The sequence below is a fragment of the Pseudomonas sp. NPDC087342 genome (genome assembly GCF_044744265.1).
Lineage (GTDB): Bacteria > Pseudomonadota > Gammaproteobacteria > Pseudomonadales > Pseudomonadaceae > Aquipseudomonas > Aquipseudomonas nunensis.
The window spans coordinates 42,774-61,801 of sequence record NZ_JBIUXZ010000031.1 but is presented as its reverse complement, the minus strand read 5'-3'; the positions used below and the strand labels follow the sequence as shown (position 1 = coordinate 61,801).

The following is a 19,028-nucleotide window of genomic DNA, read 5'->3' as shown; positions in this document are numbered from 1 at the left end:
CGGTCAATTCAGGGAACAGGTTGCGCGGCACGCAGATCTCATAACCGGCCAGAAGACGAGCTTCTTCACGATCATCGAGACCCTTGAGCTTTGCGACCAGGAACTTGTCGTTCCCGCGTCCGCTGACCAGCTCGACCTGTTTGACATTGCCTTCGCGCTTGAGCGTCCAGGTTTTGTACTGCAACAGGTTTTCAGTCGGATCAGTAAAGGAATAAACCTTCACTTCGCCGCGAACGCCGTGAACAGAGTAAATCTTGCCGATAACGATCAAATCATCAGCAATAGCAGGCGTCGCGCTCATATTGCTCAGGCCGCAGCCTTAGATGCATCCTTCAACAACTGAGCAACACGCTCAGAAGGTTGTGCACCAACGCTCAGCCAGTAGGCTACGCGCTCTTGGTTCACGGACAGACGAACTTCTTGACCACGAGCAACAGGGTTGAAGAAACCAACCTGTTCCTTGTGCGAACCGTCGCGCGGGTTGCGGCTGTCGGTTACGGTCAAGTGGTAAAACGGGCGCTTTTTGGAGCCGCCAAGGGCAAGACGGATTGTTAGCATGTGAACATCGTTCCTGTAGTCGGTGCTGCAAATCTAAAGGCACAGCGGGCATAGGTGCCCGAAAGGCCGCATATTCTAAGGAATATCCGGACTTTTGCAAATGTCTTTTTCCGGCGGCCTTCCGGTCGCCATCAAGATTTGCTATAGAGCCGTCGTTGAAAACGGCCAGTCAGCTCCCGCCAAGTGCGGGTTTGCTGGAGTTCCCACATTGCTGTGGACAGCGCAAGAGCAAGCCCTTGCGCGGATTCTTTACATCTTCGGCATACCGCCGCCGGGCAACATACCGCCCATGCCGCGCATCATTTTGGCCATTCCGCCTTTCGCGGAGAATTTCTTCATCATCTTCTGCATCTGCTTGTGTTGCTTGATCAAGCGACCGATGTCCTGCACCTGAGTGCCCGAACCCATGGCGATCCGGCGTTTGCGCGAACCGCTGATCAGCTCAGGGTCGCGGCGCTCGGCCGGGGTCATGGAATTGATGATGGCTTCCATTTGCTTGAATTGCTTCTCTGCCGCGCCCTGGGCATTGCCCATTTGCGCCAGGTTCACACCGCCGATGTTCGGCAGCTTGTCCATGAGGCCGCCGAGGCCGCCCATGTTCTTCATCTGTTGCAACTGATCGCGGAAGTCTTCGAGGTCGAAGCCCTTGCCCTTCTTCAGCTTCTTGGCCAGTTTGTCGGCCTTGTCCTTGTCGAGGGTCGCTTCAGCCTGTTCGATCAGGCTGAGCACGTCGCCCATGCCGAGGATGCGCGAAGCAATCCGCTCAGGGTGGAACGGTTCGAGCGCTTCGCTCTTCTCGCCCATACCGATGAACTTGATCGGCTTGCCAGTGATGGCGCGGACCGACAGGGCGGCACCGCCACGGGCGTCGCCGTCGACCTTGGTCAGGATCACACCGGTCAGCGGCAGTGCATCACCGAAGGCCTTGGCTGTGTTGGCGGCGTCCTGGCCGGTCATGGCATCGACCACGAACAGGGTTTCGACCGGGTTGATCGCGGCGTGCAGCGCCTTGATCTCGCCCATCATCTCTTCGTCGATGTGCAGACGACCGGCGGTATCGACGATGACGACGTCGATGAATTTCAGCTTTGCTTCTTTAATAGCGGCTTGCGCGATCTCGACCGGCTTCTGGCTCAGGTCGGACGGGAAGAAGGTAACACCGACTTCACCCGCGAGCATTTCCAGCTGTTTGATCGCCGCAGGACGGTAAACGTCCGCGGACACGACCATGACCGTCTTCTTCTTGCGCTCTTTAAGGAAGCGCGCAAGTTTGCCGGCGGTGGTGGTTTTACCCGCGCCCTGCAAACCGGCCATCAGTACGACGGCGGGCGGAACGGCGCTCAGGTTCAAGTCTTCGTTGGCCGCGCCCATCAGGCTTTCGAGTTCGGCCTGGACGATCTTCACGAAGGCCTGGCCCGGCGTCAGGCTGCGCGACACTTCGGTGCCGACGGCGCGTTCCTTGACCGAATTGACGAAGTCCTTGACCACCGGCAGGGCGACGTCGGCTTCGAGCAACGCCATGCGCACTTCGCGCAAGGTGTCTTTGATATTGTCTTCGGTCAGCTTGGCCTTGCCGGTGACATGGCGCAGCGTCTGCGAGAGACGGTCGGTTAAGTTTTCAAACATTGCGCGATCCTTTCAGGCCCTGTGTAGACCGGGATAATGGCGGCCCAGACCGGAATAAACATGTGCTCGGCGAGCCTGCGGCGTGGGCAGGTCGCGGATTATAGCGAAGACTGCGTCTGGCGGACACCTCGCTGTCAGGTTCTATGGTCTTTCGTGCCATGTGGGTTCTATGCCAAACTCGCGCCTTTCGGGCTTGCCTAACAGGATTTATGCTCCCCTTGTCACCCAGTTTGCTTACCACCCTCGCCGCCGCCTGCTTATATGCCGCTGCGACTATCTATCAAGGCACTCGCCTGGCCTCCGGAGCCAAGGCGAACAAGCGCCTGCTGGTCACGCTCGGCGTATTGGCCGTGCTGGCTCACAGCGCCAGTCTGTTCACGCATCTGCTGACGCCGATCGGCCTGGGCCTGGATTTCTTCAGTGCCGCCAGCCTGATTGCCGCAGCCGTTATCGCCCTGACCCTGCTGGCCTGCTCGCGGATTCCGGTGGAGAACCTGCTGATATTGCTGTTCCCGCTCGGCGCTGCAACTGTGCTCCTGGCGCAGTTCGCCCCGGCCGGCACCGTGCAGATCATCGACGAAGAGCCGGGCATCCTCGCCCACATTCTTTTGTCGATCCTGGCTTACGGCATGTTCACTATCGCGGTGTTCCAGGCCTTGCTGCTGCTGGTGCAAGATCACCAGCTCAAGCACAAGCATCCGTCCGGGCTGATCAAGAACTTCCCGCCGCTGCAAACCATGGAAAGCCTGCTGTTCGGCTTTCTCTGGGCCGGCTGGACCTTGCTGTCGCTGTCGCTGATCTCTGGCTGGCTGTTCGTCGAGAATCTGTTCGCGCAGCATCTGGTGCACAAGACCCTGCTGGCCTGCCTGGCCTGGATCGTGTTCAGCGTATTGCTGTGGGGCCGTAATCGCCTCGGCTGGCGCGGACACAAGGCGATCCGCTGGACCCTCGCCGGTTTCTGCCTGCTGATGCTGGCCTATTTCGGCAGTAAGCTGGTTCGTGAATACATTCTGCACATCTGACGGGCGGCAATAATGGACGACTTGCCCATAGGGCCGATGCTTGCAGTGATCGCCCTGCTGATTTTGTGGTCGGGGCTGTTTACCGCCATCGAAGTCGCGCAACAGTACCTGTTGGCCCAACGCACGGCCTCTCGGTCGAGCGACAAGCCCCTGGCGAAGCTGAGCTTTCCGCTGAACAGCCTGATCCTCTGTAACACCCTGTGCCGCGCGCTGGTCATGGTCATCAGCACCTTGCTGGCGATTTTCACCTGGGCGGAAAACGGCCCATGGGCTGCTTGCGTCGGTGCCGGCGTGATCCTGCTGGTGTTCGCCGACTACCTGCCGCGCACCCTGGCCGTGCGCTACCCGGACGCGATACTGAACCTGGGCAACACGCTGCTCGGCGCGCCGCTGAAAATCATTTACCCCGCAGCCTGGCTGCTCAATGGCTTCAGCCAATTGCTGATGCGCCCGTTCGCCCGCAAGGTCAAAGTGGTGCAGCAAAGCGAAGACGAGGCACAGGCGGATCGGCACGACGATCACGACCACGCGCCCTCCCGCCCGCACCCGCTGTCGGGCATTCATGCGCTGGACAACATCACGGTCAACGACATTCTGGTACCGCGCAGTGATGTCGACGGAATCAACCTCGACGACACCCTCGACGAAATAATCGAACAACTGCGCAACAACCGCCGCACGCGCCTGCCGGTGTTCCACAGCGACATCAATCAGGTCGAAGCGGTGCTCAATACCCGGCAGATCCGCCACTTGTTGCCGGATGCCAGCCTGACGCTCGAAGCGTTGCTGGCGGCCTGCCACGAACCGTACTTCGTGCCGGAAAGCACGCCGTTGCAGTTGCAATTGCTGAATTTCCACAAGCAACAGCGGCGCCTGGGCATGGTGGTGGACGAATACGGCGAAGTGCTCGGCATCGTGACCCTGGAAGACATCCTCGAAGAAATCGTCGGCGAGTTCGAAAGCGAGCACAGCCTGGACAACCCGCACGTTCACCCACAGGCCGACGGTCGATTGATGATCGAAGGTGCGGCGTCAATTCGCGAACTGAATAAAAGTCTTGGCTGGCACCTGCCCAGCGACGGCCCGAAAACCCTGAACGGTCTCGTGACCGAGGCGCTGGAGACTATTCCGGAAAGCTCGGTTTGCCTGAAGATCGGGCGTTATCGGCTGGAGATTCTCGAGACCGAAGACAACCGCGTCACGCAGGTGTTGGTCTGGCATACCAGTTCGGTGCCGGTCCTGTCCAAAATCTGACGCGATCCCTTTCTGTCAGTGAACACAGAAAAATGTGGGAGCGAGCCTGCTCGCGAAGAGGGCGTTACAGTCAACATTAATGCTGGCTGATACACCGCCTTCGCGAGCAGGCTCGCTCCCACATGGATTTTGCCTTGCCCTCGATAGCCAACCCCCTTGTTGAATCGTTAGCCGCCTTCCTATAATCGAGTCGCTTACCCAAGCCCCGCCTTACCCCGTGCTACCCGCACGCTGCGTTAAACCCACATCCCTGGGTGTTCGACCATAATAATTCGCTCCACTGGAGCATGACTGTCAGGGATCACCGCATGACGACCAGCACCGCTTACAGCGACACCACGCCTGCCCAGCCGACGAACTCCGCCACACGAGTGGCCACCGCGAGCTTCATCGGCACCGCCATCGAGTTCTACGACTTCTACGTCTACGCCACCGCCGCTGCGCTGGTGATCGGGCCGGTGTTTTTCCCACAGACTTCCGGCACTGCGCAGATGCTCTCGGCGTTTCTCACGTTCGGCATCGCTTTCCTGGCGCGACCATTGGGTTCGGCGCTGTTCGGCCACTTCGGTGACCGCATCGGGCGCAAATCGACCTTGGTTGCGTCGCTGCTGTTGATGGGTGTGTGCACCACGTTGATTGGCGTGCTGCCGGGTTACGACAGCATCGGGGCCTGGGCGCCGATCCTGCTTTGCGTGCTGCGGTTTGGCCAAGGCCTGGGGCTAGGCGGCGAATGGGGCGGCGCGGCATTGCTGGCGACGGAGAATGCGCCGAAGGGCAAACGCGCCTGGTTCGGCATGTTCCCGCAGCTCGGCCCTTCGATTGGCTTCCTGGCGGCCAACGGGTTGTTCCTGACGCTGGCCATGACCCTGAGCGACGAACAGTTCCGCTCGTGGGGCTGGCGCATTCCGTTCCTGTTGAGCGCCGTGCTGGTGATGGTCGGCCTGTATGTGCGCCTCAAACTCCACGAAACCCCGGTGTTCGCCAACGCCATGGCGCGCCAGGAGCGGGTAAAGATTCCGCTGGTCGAGCTGTTCAGCCAGTACTGGGCGCCGATGTTGCTGGGTGCCGGGTCGATGGTGGTCTGCTATGCGCTGTTCTACATCTCGACCGTATTTTCCCTGAGCTACGGGGTGTCGACCCTCGGCTACACCCGCGAAACCTTCCTCGCGCTGCTGTGTTTTGCGGTGCTGTTCATGGCGGCGGCGACGCCGTTGTCGGCTTGGGCCAGTGACCGTTACGGGCGCAAACCGGTGCTGATCATCGGTGGCGTGCTGGCGATTTTGTCCGGCTTCCTGATGGAACCGTTGCTGACCCACGGCACGACCTGGGGCGTGGCGCTGTTCTTGTGCATCGAACTGTTTCTGATGGGCGTGACGTTTGCGCCAATGGGCGCCTTGCTGCCGGAGCTGTTTCCGACTCACGTGCGGTATACCGGTGCGTCGGCAGCCTACAACCTGGGCGGCATTGTCGGAGCCTCGGCGGCGCCGTTCTTTGCGCAGAAACTGGTGGCGATGGGCGGTTTGAGTTATGTCGGCGGGTATGTATCGGGGGCGGCGGTGCTGAGTTTGATTGCGGTGCTGTGCCTGAAAGAGACACGGCATAACGATTTGAATCGGGTGGCCTGACAGAAAAAGCTTCGCGGGCAAGCCTCGCTCCTACACTGATCGCGCGTGAACACAGATCCAATGTAGGAGCGAGGCTTGCCCGCGAAGGCCACGCCTCGGTTTACAGCTCTACAACAACAGCCTGAGAAGCACGGGTCGCTTTGGCCCGAGCCGCCTCAATCGACTCATCCCGCGCCAACGCCACACCCATCCGGCGCTGGCCATTCACTTCTGGCTTGCCGAACAGACGCAACGCCGTGTCCGGCTCGCTCAATGCAGCGCCCAGGTTGGCGAACGCGGTTTGGGTCGACTGCCCTTCCACCAGGATCACCGCCGACGCCGATGGGCCGACCTGACGGATCAACGGAATAGGCAGGCCCAGAATCGCCCGGGCGTGCAGGGCGAATTGCGACAGGTCCTGGGAAATCAGGGTCACCAGGCCAGTGTCATGCGGGCGCGGCGAGACTTCGCTGAACCACACCTGATCACCTTTGATGAACAGCTCGACGCCAAACAGACCACGGCCACCCAAGGCTTCGGTCACGGCTTTGGCGACGCGCTCGGATTCAGCCAAGGCAACCGGGCTCATGGCTTGTGGCTGCCAGGATTCCTGGTAGTCGCCCTTCTCCTGACGGTGACCGACTGGCGCACAGAACGTGGTGCCACCGATGTGGCGCACGGTCAGCAGAGTGATTTCGTAGTCGAAATCGATAAAACCTTCGATGATCACCCGACCTTTACCGGCACGCCCGCCTTCCTGGGCGTAATCCCACGCGGTTTTCACGTCGTCGGCGCTGCGCAGCAGGCTCTGGCCTTTGCCCGAGGAGCTCATGACCGGTTTGACCACACACGGGAAGCCCAGGTCTTCAACGGCTTTGCTGTAGTCCTCGAAGGTGTCGGCGAAGTGGTACGGCGAGGTCGGCAGGTCCAGCTCTTCAGCGGCCAGGCGACGGATACCTTCGCGGTTCATGGTCAACTGCGTGGCGCGAGCGGTCGGGATCACGGTGAAGCCTTCGGCTTCCAGTTCAACCAAGGTCGCGGTGGCGATGGCTTCGATTTCCGGCACGATAAAGTGCGGTTTTTCGGCCTCGATCACAGCGCGCAGGGCCGCACCGTCGAGCATGTTGATCACATGGCTGCGATGGGCGACTTGCATGGCCGGCGCATTGGCGTAGCGATCCACGGCGATCACTTCAACGCCCAGGCGTTGCAGCTCGATCACCACTTCCTTGCCCAACTCGCCACAGCCACACATTAATACGCGGGTCGCAGTGGGCGACAATGGAGTTCCGATACGGGTCATCTGAAGGTCCTCAAAGAAGCGGATCATCGAGGGAATCGGCCAATGGCGCACTTCCCATGGGGAGAAAGCGCGGCATTTTACATGAACCGCAGGGTTTGGCTTCAGCTGGCGACGGCCTGTTTGCGCAAGCGCCAGGCCATGATCAGCCAGACGACCGTTACGCCGGCGAACTTCGAGCCCATGGCGGTAAGGATCACGGCCGGGGTGAAGGCGTCGATCATGCCGAAAAAGATGAAGGTATCGAGGGGAATGCTCAGCGCCGAACTTATCCACAAGCGATCGTGCAATGGGCGCTTGGTGATGCTGAACACCAGCCAGTCGATGCACTCGGATATCGCAAACGCAGTAGCGCTGGCCAGGGCGATGGACGGGTCGGACGTCACGTAGGACAACACCAGTGCCGCCAGCATCGCGGCAATGGCGCCGTGGCCGAAGCGGGTTTGCACCATGTCGCGCAGGACAAACACCAGGCCGCCCCAGGCCGACCAGATGATGTCCAGGTGCGGAGCGGTGGAAAAGGCGTAGTTGATCAGCACGACGCTGCTGATGTAGGCGATCAGGAAGAGCATAGGGCTTGGGGATACCTGTCAATTTGGAGCACAGGGTACTTCAGGGGGCGGGTTCGGGCCAAGGGAGACGGTAGCGTTTGTGATGACGTCTTCGCGGGCAAGCCTCGCTCCTACAGGTACGGCGATGTTCTTGTAGGAGCGAGGCTTGCCCGCGAAGGCCGCACCTCAATTATCGGATTTGCCCCCGATCATCCAGATCAACCCACTCGACTTCGCCCGTTCATGACACAACTCCAGCACCTTGCGGCGCTCGGCATTGTCCATCCGGCTCCAGCGGGTGATCTCTTCCACCGTACGCTGGCACCCGGTGCAGATATCGTCGTCATCCAGTGCGCAGATGTTCACGCAGGGCGATAGCACCGGCCGTTCAGTGGCGTTCATTCTTCCTGCTCGACCAGGTCGCGGGCATAGCGCTGCGAGTTGTGCACATAGTGGGCGGCGCTGGCTTCGAGCATTTTCTTCTGCGGCTCGGTGAGTTCGCGCACGACTTTGCCCGGCGAGCCCATGACCAATGAACCGTCGGGAATCTCCTTGTTTTCACCGATCAGCGAATTGGCGCCGATGATGCAGTTCTTGCCGATTTTCGCGCCGTTGAGGATCACCGCATTGATGCCGATAAGGCTGTAGTCGCCCACTGTGCAGCCATGGAGCATGGCGTTGTGGCCGATGGTCACGCCAGTGCCGATGGTCAGCGGGTAGCCCATGTCGGTGTGCATCACGGTGCCGTCCTGGACGTTGCTGTTCTTGCCGATCAGGATCAGTTCGTTGTCGCCACGCAACACGGCGTTGAACCAGACGTTGGCGCCCTCTTCCAGCTTGACCTTGCCCACCAGCACGGCATTGGGCGCAACCCAGCTCCGTGGATGGGTTTCGACGCGGGCGTCGCCCAGGCGGTATTTCATCGTGTTGTCCTCAAGGCTCAGGCCGGGTTCACGCCATTCGAACGATGGCTTCAGGTGTTGATAAAACTCTTGGGCGGATGATGCAGGCTGATGTCGGCGTCATACAGCAGGTTGATCAGCTCGACGATCATGATCGCGGTCAGCCCCCAGATCTTGTACTCGCCATATCGATAGCTCGGCACGTACCAACTGCGGCCCTGGTAATCGATACGGTGGGTGTGTTCCCGAGGGTCCTCGCGAAAGAACTCCAGGGGCACGCTGAACACGGCGGCGATTTCGGCATCGTTGGCCAGGTATTCAACGTAATCGGGAATAACGCCGACATAAGGCGTGACCTTGATGCCGTGCAGGGAGATCAACGGGCTGAGCGGACCGATCACTTCCACCAGACCGGGCGGCAGGCCGATTTCTTCTTCGGCTTCGCGCAGGGCAGTGAAGATCAGGTCGGGGTCTTCGGGGTCGCGTCGACCGCCGGGGAAGGCGACTTCGCCGCCATGGGTCGAGAGCCCGCTGGCGCGCAGGGTCAGAACCAGTTCCGGTTCATCGCTGCGGGTGATCGGCACCAATACGGCGGCCTCAGGGAAACGCTTGTCGGTTTCAAGGGTGCGTGGCGTGTGGTTGCTTACCCGATGCAGTAGCTCGTCCAGCATGAGTGTTCTCGATCTGTGCCTTACCCTGCATCATGCACCAAACACACCGACCGCCCAACCCCCGAACTGCCCCATGTCGCGAAACGACAACTTGCCGACTGACACCGCCGCACGCCAAGATAGGCGCAGCCTCCAGGAACCCAAGCATGAAATTTTGCAGTCAGTGCGGTAACCCGGTCACTCAGCGCATTCCCGAAGGCGATTCGCGCCTGCGATTTGTCTGCGACAGCTGTCAGACCATTCACTACCAGAACCCCAATATCGTCGCCGGTTGCGTCGCCACCTGGGGTTCGAAAGTGTTGCTGTGCCGCCGCGCCATCGAGCCGCGACTCGGCTACTGGACCCTTCCCGCCGGTTTCATGGAAAACGGCGAGACCATCGAGCAGGCTGCCGTGCGCGAAACCGCCGAGGAAGCCTGCGCCCGGGTACGCAACCTGAGCATCTATACGCTGATCGACGTGCCGCACATCAGTCAGGTGCATGTATTCTTCCGCGCCGAACTGGTGGACCTGGACTTCTCCGCCGGCCCCGAGAGCCTGGAAGTCATGTTGTTCGAAGAAGCCGATATCCCTTGGTCCGAGCTGGCTTTCCGCACGGTGGGCCGTACCTTAGAATGCTTCTTCGCTGACCGGCAGACGGAGGTCTACCCGGTGCGATCCGAGTCGATTCCGCCGCTCGCCCAAGCCGCCATCACTTAAGCGTCAGTTAATCCAAAACCATCTATAACTTATAAATAGTCGCGACACCTCTAGGGATATCGTTTCAATGCGCTGGTTGCTTGCTTTGTTTTGCCTGTCGTTCGTCGTGGTGTCCCAGGCTTCCACCGTGGTCACTCTGGACGGCAAACCCATTGAAAAAGTGCTGGTGCTTAAATCCGCCCATCAACTGCAACTGATCGCCGACGGCAAACCGCTGCGAACCTACCGCATTTCCCTGGGCAAAAATCCTCGGGGCACGAAGCTGATGGAAGGCGACAAGCGTACGCCAGAGGGGTTTTACTGGGTCGATTGGCGCAAGGTCAGTGACCGCTTCAACCTCGCCATGCACATCTCGTATCCGAACATTACCGACTCGGCCCGCTCACGTCGCGAAGGCGTCGATCCCGGCGGGATGATCATGATTCACGGCACCCCCGACACCTACGACTACCCGGAAGACCTGTTCCACACCCTGGACTGGACCGACGGCTGCATCGCCATGCGCAACATGGACATGCGTGAGGTCTGGGGACTGGTGCCGGATGGCACGATGATCGAGATTCGGCCTTAACTCCCCATCTGTCGAATGGGCTTCTGTGGCGAGGGGGCTTGCCCCCGTTGCGCTGCGAAGCAGTGCCAAATCCTGCAACCGGGTTTCAACTGACACACCGCGCGTGCTGAATTTACGACTGCTGCGCAGCCGAACGGGGGTAAGCCCCCTCGCCACAGTAGACCGAGTCGCCAGTTAATCCGTGTTCCAACCGCTACCTTCTGTCGCCCTTCAAAAAAATAAATCAAAAGATCACAGCCTGCGACAGCGCCTACAGGGTTGATACCACTCCCACCTGTAGGCGCTGCCGCAGGCTGCGATCTTTGCTTTGAAAACCCCCACCCGTAATACCACTTAAAGCCAACCTCCACTAAACCACCCCGAAAGCCCCGGTTTTCCTGCGCCTCTAGCAAAGTGGTCTCATTGACATGGTATTTAAGTGGTATTAGGTTTCGTCCTACAACCGAGCGACAACAATCCAACATCCGCATCGGAAAAGCCCTACATGAATGACATCCAGGCCCTACGTCCTGACGACACCCAGCCGACGCCCCTGTACCTGCAACTGGCGCGCAATCTGGAGGCGGCGATCCATGCCGGCCAATGGAAAGCCGAGCAAGCGATGCCGTCGGAGCGCAGCCTCAGCGAGTCGCTGGGCATTTCCCGCGTCACCGCCCGCAAAGCGCTGGAAGTGCTATTCGATCAAGGCCTGATCCGCCGCAACCAGGGTTCCGGCACCTTCATCACGCCGCGTCTGGAACAACCGCTGTCACGCCTTTCCGGTTTCAGCGAAATGCTCCGTCTGAAAGGTTTCGTCCCCGGCTCGCAGTGGCTGGAGCGGGAAATCACCCCGCCGACCCACGAAGAACTGATCCGCCTCGGCCTCTCGCCCAACGATAAAGTCGCGCGGCTCAAGCGTCTGCGCAAAGCCGACGACACGGTGATGGCGATCGAGATGAGCACCCTGCCCGCCTCGATCATTCCCAAGCCACAAGCGGTGGGCGACTCCCTCTACGAATACCTCGATGGCATCGGCAAACCGATTGTCCGCGCTCTGCAGCACATTCAGGCAATCAACGCCTCGGATGAGTTCGCCGCACTGGTCGGCATCGCCCCCGGCACTGCCATGTTGCTGATGACCCGGGTCGGCTACCTGGAAGACAACACGCCCATCGAAGTCACCGACACCTATTGCCGTAACGACTACTACGACTTTGTCGCAGAGCTTCGTCGATAAAGAGCTTCGTCGCTAACCAAGCTACCGAGAACCGATCATGTCCGAAGACAACATCCTCACTGCCCACGGCTGGGTTCGCGGCCGGCTGATTCACCAGCACGGCAAAGTCGTGTCCATCGAAGGCGTGCCCTGCGATCCAGCCGACAATGACCTGCCTTACCTGCTGCCGGGTTTCATCGACCTGCATGTGCACGGCGGCGGTGGCAAAGACATCATGGAAGGCGCCACAGCCTTCGAAACCATCACCAAAACCCACGTGCGCTTCGGCACCACCTCGCTGTTGGCCACCACCATGACCGCGCCGAGCGAAGAGATTTCCAGCGTGCTCAAAGCCGTCGGCGAGTTCTGCGAACAGCGCCCGACAGGCAGCGCCCGGGTGCTCGGCGTGCACCTTGAAGGCCCGTACATCAACCCCGGCAAACTCGGCGCCCAACCGAATTTCGCCCACACCGCATTGATGGCCGAAGTCGAAGCGTACCTGGCGCTGGCGCCGATCCGCGTGATCACCATTGCTCCGGAAATCGCCGGCCATGACGCGTTGATCCGCACCCTCAGCGCTCGCGGTGTACGCATGCAGATCGGCCACACCCTCGGCAGTTACGAGGAAGGCGTGGCCGCACTGGACGCCGGCGCGACCAGTTTCACCCACCTCTATAACGCCATGAGCCCGTTGCATCACCGCGAACCGGGAATCGTCGGCGCGGCCCTCGCTCACGCCAAATATGCCGAACTGATTCCGGATTTGTTGCACGTGCATCCCGGCGCCATGCGCGTGGCCCTGCGCTCGATCCCGTGCCTGTATTGCGTCACCGATTCGACCGCCGCCGCCGGCATGCCCGACGGTGAATACAAGCTCGGCAGCCACACCGTGACCAAATGCCTGGGCGGTGTGCGCCTGGCCGACGGCACTTTGGCGGGCAGCACCCTGACCATGGATCAGGCCCTGCGCAACCTGGTGAAGATCGGTTTGCCGATCGCCGAGGCTTCGCAGCGTCTGTCGCAATTCCCCGCCGACTACCTCGGCATTACCGAACGCGGGCGCCTGCAACCCGGCGCCTGGGCCGACTGCGTGCGGCTGGATCGCTCACTCACACTGACCGCCGTCATGGTCGAAGGAGAAGACATTGACTTCAAAAATGCTTGAGGAGGCGCTGTCCTCGTTCGAGGCCGTGCAAGCCCAACTGCAACAACTCGACCCGCAGATGATCGAGATTGCCGGACGCCTGCGCCGTCAGCCGCCGCAAGTGGCGATGACCGTCGCCCGTGGCAGCTCCGACCATGCCGCCAGTTATTTCGCCTACCTGACCATGCAGCAACTGGGCATCCCGGTGGCGTCGTTGCCGATGTCGGTGGTGACCATGCAACAGGCCCCGTTGAAGGTCAGCGGTCAGGTCGCGTTTGCGTTCTCGCAATCGGGGCAAAGCCCGGACTTGGTGAACAGCCTGCGTCTGTTGCGCAAACGCGGCGCCCTGAGCATTTCCATGGTCAACGCCGCCGACTCGCCTCTGGAAGCAGCGTGCGAATTCAGCCTGCCGCTGCTGGCCGGCACCGAAAGCAGTGTCGCGGCGACCAAGAGTTTTATCGCCACCCTCAGCGCCAGCGCTCGATTGATCGCCCACTGGAAACAAGACGTGGAATTGCTCGAGGCCGGCAACGCACTGCCCGAAGGTCTGCGCGATGCAGCAAAACAGGATTGGAGCGTGGCGATCGAGGCCCTGCGCGATTGCGAGCGGCTGATGGTGATCGGCCGTGGCGCCGGTTTTGCCATCGCCCAGGAAGCCGCGCTGAAATTCAAGGAAACCTCGGCGATCCAGGCCGAAGCCTTCAGCAGCGCCGAAGTCCGCCACGGCCCTATGGCGCTGATCGGCGACCAATACCCGCTGCTGGTATTCGCCCCGCGCGGCGCCGAGCAGGCCGGTTTGCTGAGTCTGGCGGCGGACATGCGCCAACGCGGTGCTCGCGTGTTGTTGGCCGCACCGGATGACGTCAGCGAACGCGACCTGACCCTGACCCGCGCCGAACACCCGGCCCTCGATCCGATTTTGGCGATCCAGAGTTTCTACGTGATGGCCGCCGGTTTGGCCGTCGCCCGCGGCATGGACCCGGACCAGCCGCGGCACCTGAGCAAAGTGACGCGCACCCATTAAGTCGAAAGGTCCGCGAATCGATCCGAACCGACGTTTTTACTGATGAGACCGAGCCATGCACAACAACAATAAAGAGCTGACCCTCAGCGCCCCGCTCAGCGGCCCGGTGCTCACACTCGCCAAAGTCCCGGACCCGGTGTTCGCCAGCGGCGCCATGGGTGACGGGATTGCTATCGACCCACTGAACGACACCCTCCACGCCCCGTGCGCCGGCGTGGTGGTACACGTCGCCCGCACCGGCCACGCGGTGACCTTGCGTGCCGACAACGGTGCCGAACTGCTGCTGCACCTGGGCCTCGACACCGTCGAGTTGCAGGGCGAAGGTTTTTCGATGCTGGTCAAGGAAGGCGCACGCGTCGCCAACGGCCAACCGTTGCTGCGCTATGACCTGGACAAGGTTGCGCAGCAATGCAAAAGCCTGGTCAGTTTGATGATCCTGACCAACAGCCAGGATTTCCAGGCGCGGCCGATCACGTTGAAATCGGTGAAGGTCGGCGATCCATTGCTGCACATCGTGCGGCGGTTGGCTAATGGCGCTCAGGTCGAAGTCGACCATTCCGGCATCGAAGTTCACGGCCACGTGCGCATCACCCATTGCGGCGGTTTGCACGCTCGGCCGGCGGCGCTGATTCGCCAGACCGCGCAAGGTTTCAAGAGCAAGTCGCAGCTGCATTTCGCCGGCAAGTCGGCGTCTTGCGACAGTTTGATTGGGCTGATGAGCCTGGCCGTCGGCGAGCAGGAAGAAGTGCAGGTCAGCAGTCAGGGCCCGGATGCGGAAGCCGCGCTGCAAGCATTGCTGACCGCGTTATCCACCGCCCTGGCCGAAGACAGTCACGCCGCTGCGCCAACCCTGATTGCCCAACGTCATCGCCCCGCCGAAGCGGGTGTGTTGCACGGAGTTTGCGCGGCGCCCGGCCTGGTCGCCGGGCCGCTGTTTCGTTTGAACGCGATCAGTTTGCCGGTGGATGCCGGCAACCACGATCCCGAGCAACAACTGCACGCCCTCGACACGGCGCTGAGCGTGGTGCGCAGCGAAATCGACCACACGCTGACCCAGGCCAGAAAGCACAAGAACACTGATGAAGAAGCGATCTTCGCCGCGCACCTCGCGCTGCTCGAAGACCCGGCGTTGCTCGACGCGGCGGCGCAATCCATCGACAAGGGCATGGCCGCGACTCACGCCTGGAGTCAATCCATCGACGTGCAGTGCGACGTCCTCCAGCAACTCGGCAGTCCGTTGCTGGCGGAACGCGCCAACGATCTGCGCGACCTCAAGCAACGGGTGCTGCGCGCCCTGCTCGGGGAAACCTGGCATTACGAGATTCCGGCTGGCGCCATCGTCGCCGCTCATGAACTGACGCCGTCCGACTTGCTGCAATTGAGCCAGCACGGTGTCGCGGGGTTGTGCATGGCGGCGGGCGGCGCGACCTCGCATGTGGCGATTCTGGCTCGGGGCAAAGGCCTGCCGTGCCTGGTGGCATTGGGTTCGACGCTGCTGGATCAGGAGCAAGGCCAAGCGGTGGTGCTGGATGCCGACGGCGGTCGGCTTGAACTGACGCCGACCACCGAACGTCTGGCCGAGGTGCGTCAGGCACAACTCGATCATCAACAACGCCGCGCTCAACAACAGGCACAAGCGCATACCCCGGCACTAACCCTTGATCGCTTGCACATCGAAGTCGCGGCCAATGTGGCGTCCAGCGCTGAGGCGGCGGATGCGCTGGCCAATGGCGCCGATGGCGTTGGCCTGCTGCGCACCGAGTTTCTCTTCGTCGACCGCAACACCGCGCCAGACGAACAGGAACAACGCCTCGCCTACCAATCCGTACTCGATGCCATGGGCGACAAATCGGTGATCATCCGCACCATCGACGTCGGCGGCGACAAACAACTCGACTACCTGCCACTGCCGACCGAGGCCAATCCGGTACTCGGTTTGCGCGGCATTCGCCTGGCCCAGGTGCGCCCGGAATTGCTCGACCAGCAACTGCGCGCGCTGCTGCACGTCTGCCCGTTGTCGCGCTGCCGGATCCTGTTGCCGATGGTCACCGAAGTCGATGAGCTGCTGCACATCCGCCAGCGCCTCGATGCCTTGTGCACCGAGTTGGAACTGACCCAGCGTCCGGAGCTTGGGGTGATGATCGAAGTCCCGGCCGCCGCGCTGCTGGCCGAGCAACTCGCCGAGCACGCGGACTTCCTGTCCATCGGCACCAACGATTTGTCGCAGTACACCCTGGCCATGGACCGCGACCACGCCGGCCTCGCCTCGCGGGTCGATGCGCTGCATCCAGCGTTGCTGCGATTGATCGCCCAGACCTGCGCCGGCGCGGCGGTGCATAACCGTTGGGTCGGGGTGTGCGGCGCGCTCGCCTCCGATCCGTTGGCCACGCCGGTGCTGATTGGCCTGGGGGTCAGTGAGTTGTCGGTGAACCCGGTGCAGATCGGTGAAATCAAGGACCGCGTCCGCCATCTCGACGCGAGCGAATGCCGACGCATCAGCCAGGACTTGCTCAAGTTGAGCAGCGCCGGCGCGGTGCGTCACGCCTGTCACCAACATTGGCCTCTGAGCTGAACAACCAGCTCTAAAACAAAAAGAACACAGGGAGATCCGCCATGTACCAATACTTTATCGAAGGCTTGCAGCGCCTCGGCCGCGCGCTGATGCTGCCGATCGCGATCCTGCCCATCGCCGGCCTGTTGCTGCGTCTGGGTGACACCGACCTGCTGAACATCGCGATCATCCACGATGCCGGCCAGGTGATCTTCGCCAACCTGGCGATGATCTTCGCCATCGGCATCGCGGTCGGGTTCGCCAAGGACAACAACGGCACCGCAGGCCTCGCCGGGGTGATTGGTTACCTGGTGATGATCTCCACGCTCAAGGTGCTGGATGCGAGCATCAACATGGGCATGCTCGCCGGGATCGTCAGTGGCTTGATGGCCGGCGCGTTGTACAACCGCTTCAAGGACATCAAGTTGCCGGAGTACCTCGCCTTCTTCGGTGGCCGACGCTTCGTGCCCATCGTCACCGGTTTTGCGGCTGTAGGCCTCGGCCTGGTTTTTGGCTATATCTGGCCGCCGATCCAGCAAGGCATCAACAGTTTCGGCGCGTTGATGATGGAAAGTGGCAGCTTCGGCGCCTTCGTCTTCGGCGTGTTCAACCGCCTGCTGATCGTCACCGGCCTGCACCACATCCTCAACAACATGGCGTGGTTTGTGTTCGGCAACTTCACCGATCCAACGACCGGCGCCATCGTTACCGGCGATCTGTCGCGCTACTTTGCCGGCGATCCGAAGGGTGGCCAGTTCATGACCGGCATGTTCCCGATGATGATCTTCGGCCTGCCCGCCGCGTGCCTGGCGATGTACCGCAACGCCTTGCCGGAGCGGCGCAAAGTCATGGGCGGGATCTTCCTGTCCATGGCGCTGACCTCGTTTTTGACCGGTGTGACCGAGCCGATTGAGTTCGCCTTCATGTTCCTCGCGCCGATGTTGTATCTGGTGCACGCCGTGCTGACCGGCCTGTCGATGGCGATCACCAATATGCTGAACATCCATCTTGGTTTTACTTTCTCCGGAGGCTTCATCGACATGGTGCTGGGCTGGGGCAAGTCCACCAACGGCTGGTTGGTGGTACCGGTGGGGTTGGCGTATGCGGTCATCTACTACGTGGTGTTCGACTTCTGTATTCGCCGCTTCAACCTGAAGACGCCGGGGCGTGAAGATGTTGTTTCTGGTGAAAGGGTCGTGGTCGCCGAGAATGAACGTGCCGGCGCCTACATCAAGGCATTAGGCGGCGCTGCCAACTTGATCACCGTGGGTGCATGCACCACGCGATTGCGGCTGGACATGGTCGATCGCAACAAAGCCAACGATGCCGAGTTGAAAGCGCTGGGCGCGATGGCGGTAGTGCGTCCGGGCAAGGGCGGGAGTTTGCAAGTGGTGGTCGGGCCGATGGCGGACAGCATTGCCGATGAAATTCGCCTGGCGATGCCGGCGCTGGGTCGCGCCGTGATCAGCGCCCCTGCCGCTGTTGTCGAAGAAGTAAAACCCGTCGCGCTGCCAGAGGCGCAGCAGTGGCTGAATGCGTTGGGCGGAGGCGACAATGTGCTGCAAATGGACTGCATCGCCATGACCCGGATTCGCCTGCATCTGGCGGATGGCAAGGCGTTGTCGGAATGTGATCTGAAGGCACTGGGTTGCCAGGGTGTCAGCCAGTTGGAGGGTGGCGTCTGGCATTTGTTGATTGGCGATAAAGCGCCGAGTTTGAGTGGGGCGTTGGAGGCGTTGGTCAATCGTAGTGAGGTGAGTGCCAAGGTCTAAAATCTCTGGCGCCTGTTAGTCCGTCTTCGCGGGCAAGCCTCGCTCCTACAGGTTTTGCGTCATTCACATCATCTTGGATCGACTCGATACTGTAGGAGCGAGGCTTGCCCGCGAAGAGGCCCTGACAAACACTGCAAACTTAAAATTCAAGCAGACGTAACATGCTGCTCAGCTTCGTAATGTCGAGTCTGGAAAGGCATGAGCGTCTGAACTTTCAAACCCAACCCCTCACTCAGCCCCCAAGAAACCGCGAGTTCATCTCGTCGCTTGCGAAGCGGAACAGCCACTGCCTGTGATCGCACTTCCAATCTGGGCGTCGAGCGCAAAAAAAGTTTAAGAGCACCGAAGGTCTCTAATACACGGCTATCTGAAACACATGCAAAGCGTGTAAACCGCTCAAGCAAATAGCCTGCACGACGAACCTCGACCTCCTCAGCGTGACGACTCAGGAATGCTTCAACTTCACTCACAAGATCATCCTTCGAATACCAGACAGCTTTCGCCGCGCTTACTAGCGCAGCGTCATCGGCCTGGTTCAAAGGTTTCTTGACCAAGGTGTCCAAGGCAGATTAGAGGACGTGGCCA

Annotated in this window: 18 protein-coding genes and 1 pseudogene; 10 read left to right on the top strand and 9 right to left on the bottom strand. The window is 60.9% G+C overall.

From position 1 onward, the window contains the following. From ACIOYV_RS30885 to ffh, 3 genes and pseudogenes are all read right to left on the bottom strand, one after another. Positions 1-223, bottom strand: a pseudogene (locus ACIOYV_RS30885) (ribosome maturation factor RimM); the annotation flags it as partial. A gap of 83 nt (positions 224-306) precedes the next feature. Further along, positions 307-558: a 30S ribosomal protein S16 gene (gene rpsP, locus ACIOYV_RS30880; protein ID WP_010463010.1), complete on the bottom strand. Its 252-nt coding sequence runs from the start codon at positions 556-558 to the stop codon at positions 307-309. 249 nt (positions 559-807) lie between these two features. Continuing rightward, positions 808-2,184 (bottom strand): signal recognition particle protein, encoded by a 1,377-nt coding sequence (gene ffh / locus ACIOYV_RS30875; protein WP_054054731.1) that lies wholly within the window; start codon positions 2,182-2,184, stop codon positions 808-810. 209 nt (positions 2,185-2,393) lie between these two features. Here ffh and ACIOYV_RS30870 point away from each other — a divergent pair, with 209 nt between their 5' ends. The 3 genes from ACIOYV_RS30870 to ACIOYV_RS30860 all read left to right on the top strand — a co-directional run bounded on the left by ACIOYV_RS30870 (position 2,394) and on the right by ACIOYV_RS30860 (position 6,085). Further along, a complete protein-coding gene (locus tag ACIOYV_RS30870) occupies positions 2,394-3,206 on the top strand; it encodes an inner membrane protein YpjD (RefSeq protein WP_401329934.1) in 813 nt (270 codons plus the stop codon). A gap of 12 nt (positions 3,207-3,218) precedes the next feature. Further along, on the top strand, positions 3,219-4,460 hold the full coding sequence (locus ACIOYV_RS30865; protein WP_401329931.1) for a transporter associated domain-containing protein: 1,242 nt from the start codon (positions 3,219-3,221) through the stop codon (positions 4,458-4,460). A 308-nt stretch (positions 4,461-4,768) separates the two neighbouring features. Beyond that, on the top strand, positions 4,769-6,085 hold the full coding sequence (locus tag ACIOYV_RS30860; protein WP_054616047.1) for an MFS transporter: 1,317 nt from the start codon (positions 4,769-4,771) through the stop codon (positions 6,083-6,085). 100 nt (positions 6,086-6,185) lie between these two features. On the opposite strand, the gene purT is transcribed toward ACIOYV_RS30860, so the two are convergent. The 5 genes from purT to ACIOYV_RS30835 all read right to left on the bottom strand — a co-directional run bounded on the left by purT (position 6,186) and on the right by ACIOYV_RS30835 (position 9,488). After that, on the bottom strand, positions 6,186-7,367 hold the full coding sequence (purT, locus tag ACIOYV_RS30855; protein WP_054054740.1) for a formate-dependent phosphoribosylglycinamide formyltransferase: 1,182 nt from the start codon (positions 7,365-7,367) through the stop codon (positions 6,186-6,188). A 101-nt stretch (positions 7,368-7,468) separates the two neighbouring features. After that, the gene (locus tag ACIOYV_RS30850; protein WP_054054741.1) at positions 7,469-7,936 is read right to left on the bottom strand and encodes a VUT family protein; all 468 of its coding nucleotides are present in this window, start codon (positions 7,934-7,936) and stop codon (positions 7,469-7,471) included. 165 nt (positions 7,937-8,101) lie between these two features. After that, positions 8,102-8,317: a DUF1289 domain-containing protein gene (locus ACIOYV_RS30845; protein ID WP_401329927.1), complete on the bottom strand. Its 216-nt coding sequence runs from the start codon at positions 8,315-8,317 to the stop codon at positions 8,102-8,104. Beyond that, complete coding sequence (locus ACIOYV_RS30840; protein WP_401329924.1) at positions 8,314-8,838, bottom strand: gamma carbonic anhydrase family protein; 525 nt, start codon at positions 8,836-8,838, stop codon at positions 8,314-8,316. Before ACIOYV_RS30840 ends, ACIOYV_RS30845 begins: the two co-directional genes overlap by 4 nt. 50 nt (positions 8,839-8,888) lie before the next feature. Then, positions 8,889-9,488: a CoA pyrophosphatase gene (locus ACIOYV_RS30835; protein ID WP_054054747.1), complete on the bottom strand. Its 600-nt coding sequence runs from the start codon at positions 9,486-9,488 to the stop codon at positions 8,889-8,891. 146 nt (positions 9,489-9,634) lie between these two features. On the opposite strand from ACIOYV_RS30835, the gene ACIOYV_RS30830 reads away from it, so the two are divergent. From ACIOYV_RS30830 to nagE, 7 genes are all read left to right on the top strand, one after another. After that, positions 9,635-10,186 carry an NUDIX hydrolase gene (locus ACIOYV_RS30830; protein ID WP_054054749.1) on the top strand — a complete coding sequence of 184 codons (552 nt, stop codon included), beginning with the start codon at positions 9,635-9,637 and terminating at the stop codon, positions 10,184-10,186. Positions 10,187-10,253: 67 nt separating this feature from the next. Next, positions 10,254-10,757, top strand: a complete 504-nt coding sequence (locus ACIOYV_RS30825; protein ID WP_054054751.1) for a murein L,D-transpeptidase family protein — start codon at positions 10,254-10,256, stop codon at positions 10,755-10,757. 484 nt (positions 10,758-11,241) lie between these two features. Beyond that, positions 11,242-11,973: a GntR family transcriptional regulator gene (locus tag ACIOYV_RS30820; protein WP_163908634.1), complete on the top strand. Its 732-nt coding sequence runs from the start codon at positions 11,242-11,244 to the stop codon at positions 11,971-11,973. Positions 11,974-12,010: 37 nt separating this feature from the next. Further along, a complete protein-coding gene (gene nagA / locus ACIOYV_RS30815; RefSeq protein ID WP_401329920.1) occupies positions 12,011-13,117 on the top strand; it encodes an N-acetylglucosamine-6-phosphate deacetylase in 1,107 nt (368 codons plus the stop codon). Continuing rightward, positions 13,098-14,120 carry an SIS domain-containing protein gene (locus ACIOYV_RS30810; RefSeq protein WP_401329917.1) on the top strand — a complete coding sequence of 341 codons (1,023 nt, stop codon included), beginning with the start codon at positions 13,098-13,100 and terminating at the stop codon, positions 14,118-14,120. The genes nagA and ACIOYV_RS30810 overlap by 20 nt, the downstream gene beginning before the upstream one ends. Positions 14,121-14,175: 55 nt before the next feature. Next, positions 14,176-16,692 (top strand): phosphoenolpyruvate--protein phosphotransferase, encoded by a 2,517-nt coding sequence (gene ptsP / locus ACIOYV_RS30805; RefSeq protein WP_401329914.1) that lies wholly within the window; start codon positions 14,176-14,178, stop codon positions 16,690-16,692. Between the two features lie 41 nt (positions 16,693-16,733). Next, positions 16,734-18,443, top strand: a complete 1,710-nt coding sequence (gene nagE / locus ACIOYV_RS30800) for an N-acetylglucosamine-specific PTS transporter subunit IIBC (RefSeq protein ID WP_401329911.1) — start codon at positions 16,734-16,736, stop codon at positions 18,441-18,443. A gap of 146 nt (positions 18,444-18,589) precedes the next feature. On the opposite strand, the gene ACIOYV_RS30795 is transcribed toward nagE, so the two are convergent. Then, complete coding sequence (locus ACIOYV_RS30795; RefSeq protein WP_401329908.1) at positions 18,590-18,913, bottom strand: hypothetical protein; 324 nt, start codon at positions 18,911-18,913, stop codon at positions 18,590-18,592. Positions 18,914-19,028: the final 115 nt, after the last annotated feature.

What these genes read in the sequence shown, in the direction of transcription:
- ACIOYV_RS30860 (WP_054616047.1), top strand. Translation starts at nt 4,769, where the DNA reads ATGACGACCAGCACCGCTTACAGCGACACCACGCCTGCCCAGCCGACG.
- ACIOYV_RS30870 (WP_401329934.1), top strand. Translation starts at nt 2,394, where the DNA reads ATGCTCCCCTTGTCACCCAGTTTGCTTACCACCCTCGCCGCCGCCTGC.
- ACIOYV_RS30820 (WP_163908634.1), top strand. Translation starts at nt 11,242, where the DNA reads ATGAATGACATCCAGGCCCTACGTCCTGACGACACCCAGCCGACGCCC.
- ACIOYV_RS30865 (WP_401329931.1), top strand. Translation starts at nt 3,219, where the DNA reads ATGGACGACTTGCCCATAGGGCCGATGCTTGCAGTGATCGCCCTGCTG.
- ACIOYV_RS30825 (WP_054054751.1), top strand. Translation starts at nt 10,254, where the DNA reads ATGCGCTGGTTGCTTGCTTTGTTTTGCCTGTCGTTCGTCGTGGTGTCC.
- ACIOYV_RS30840 (WP_401329924.1), bottom strand. Translation starts at nt 8,838, where the DNA reads ATGAAATACCGCCTGGGCGACGCCCGCGTCGAAACCCATCCACGGAGC.
- ACIOYV_RS30845 (WP_401329927.1), bottom strand. Translation starts at nt 8,317, where the DNA reads ATGAACGCCACTGAACGGCCGGTGCTATCGCCCTGCGTGAACATCTGC.
- nagE (WP_401329911.1), top strand. Translation starts at nt 16,734, where the DNA reads ATGTACCAATACTTTATCGAAGGCTTGCAGCGCCTCGGCCGCGCGCTG.
- ACIOYV_RS30850 (WP_054054741.1), bottom strand. Translation starts at nt 7,936, where the DNA reads ATGCTCTTCCTGATCGCCTACATCAGCAGCGTCGTGCTGATCAACTAC.
- purT (WP_054054740.1), bottom strand. Translation starts at nt 7,367, where the DNA reads ATGACCCGTATCGGAACTCCATTGTCGCCCACTGCGACCCGCGTATTA.
- ptsP (WP_401329914.1), top strand. Translation starts at nt 14,176, where the DNA reads ATGCACAACAACAATAAAGAGCTGACCCTCAGCGCCCCGCTCAGCGGC.
- ffh (WP_054054731.1), bottom strand. Translation starts at nt 2,184, where the DNA reads ATGTTTGAAAACTTAACCGACCGTCTCTCGCAGACGCTGCGCCATGTC.
- ACIOYV_RS30830 (WP_054054749.1), top strand. Translation starts at nt 9,635, where the DNA reads ATGAAATTTTGCAGTCAGTGCGGTAACCCGGTCACTCAGCGCATTCCC.
- ACIOYV_RS30835 (WP_054054747.1), bottom strand. Translation starts at nt 9,488, where the DNA reads ATGCTGGACGAGCTACTGCATCGGGTAAGCAACCACACGCCACGCACC.
- nagA (WP_401329920.1), top strand. Translation starts at nt 12,011, where the DNA reads ATGTCCGAAGACAACATCCTCACTGCCCACGGCTGGGTTCGCGGCCGG.
- rpsP (WP_010463010.1), bottom strand. Translation starts at nt 558, where the DNA reads ATGCTAACAATCCGTCTTGCCCTTGGCGGCTCCAAAAAGCGCCCGTTT.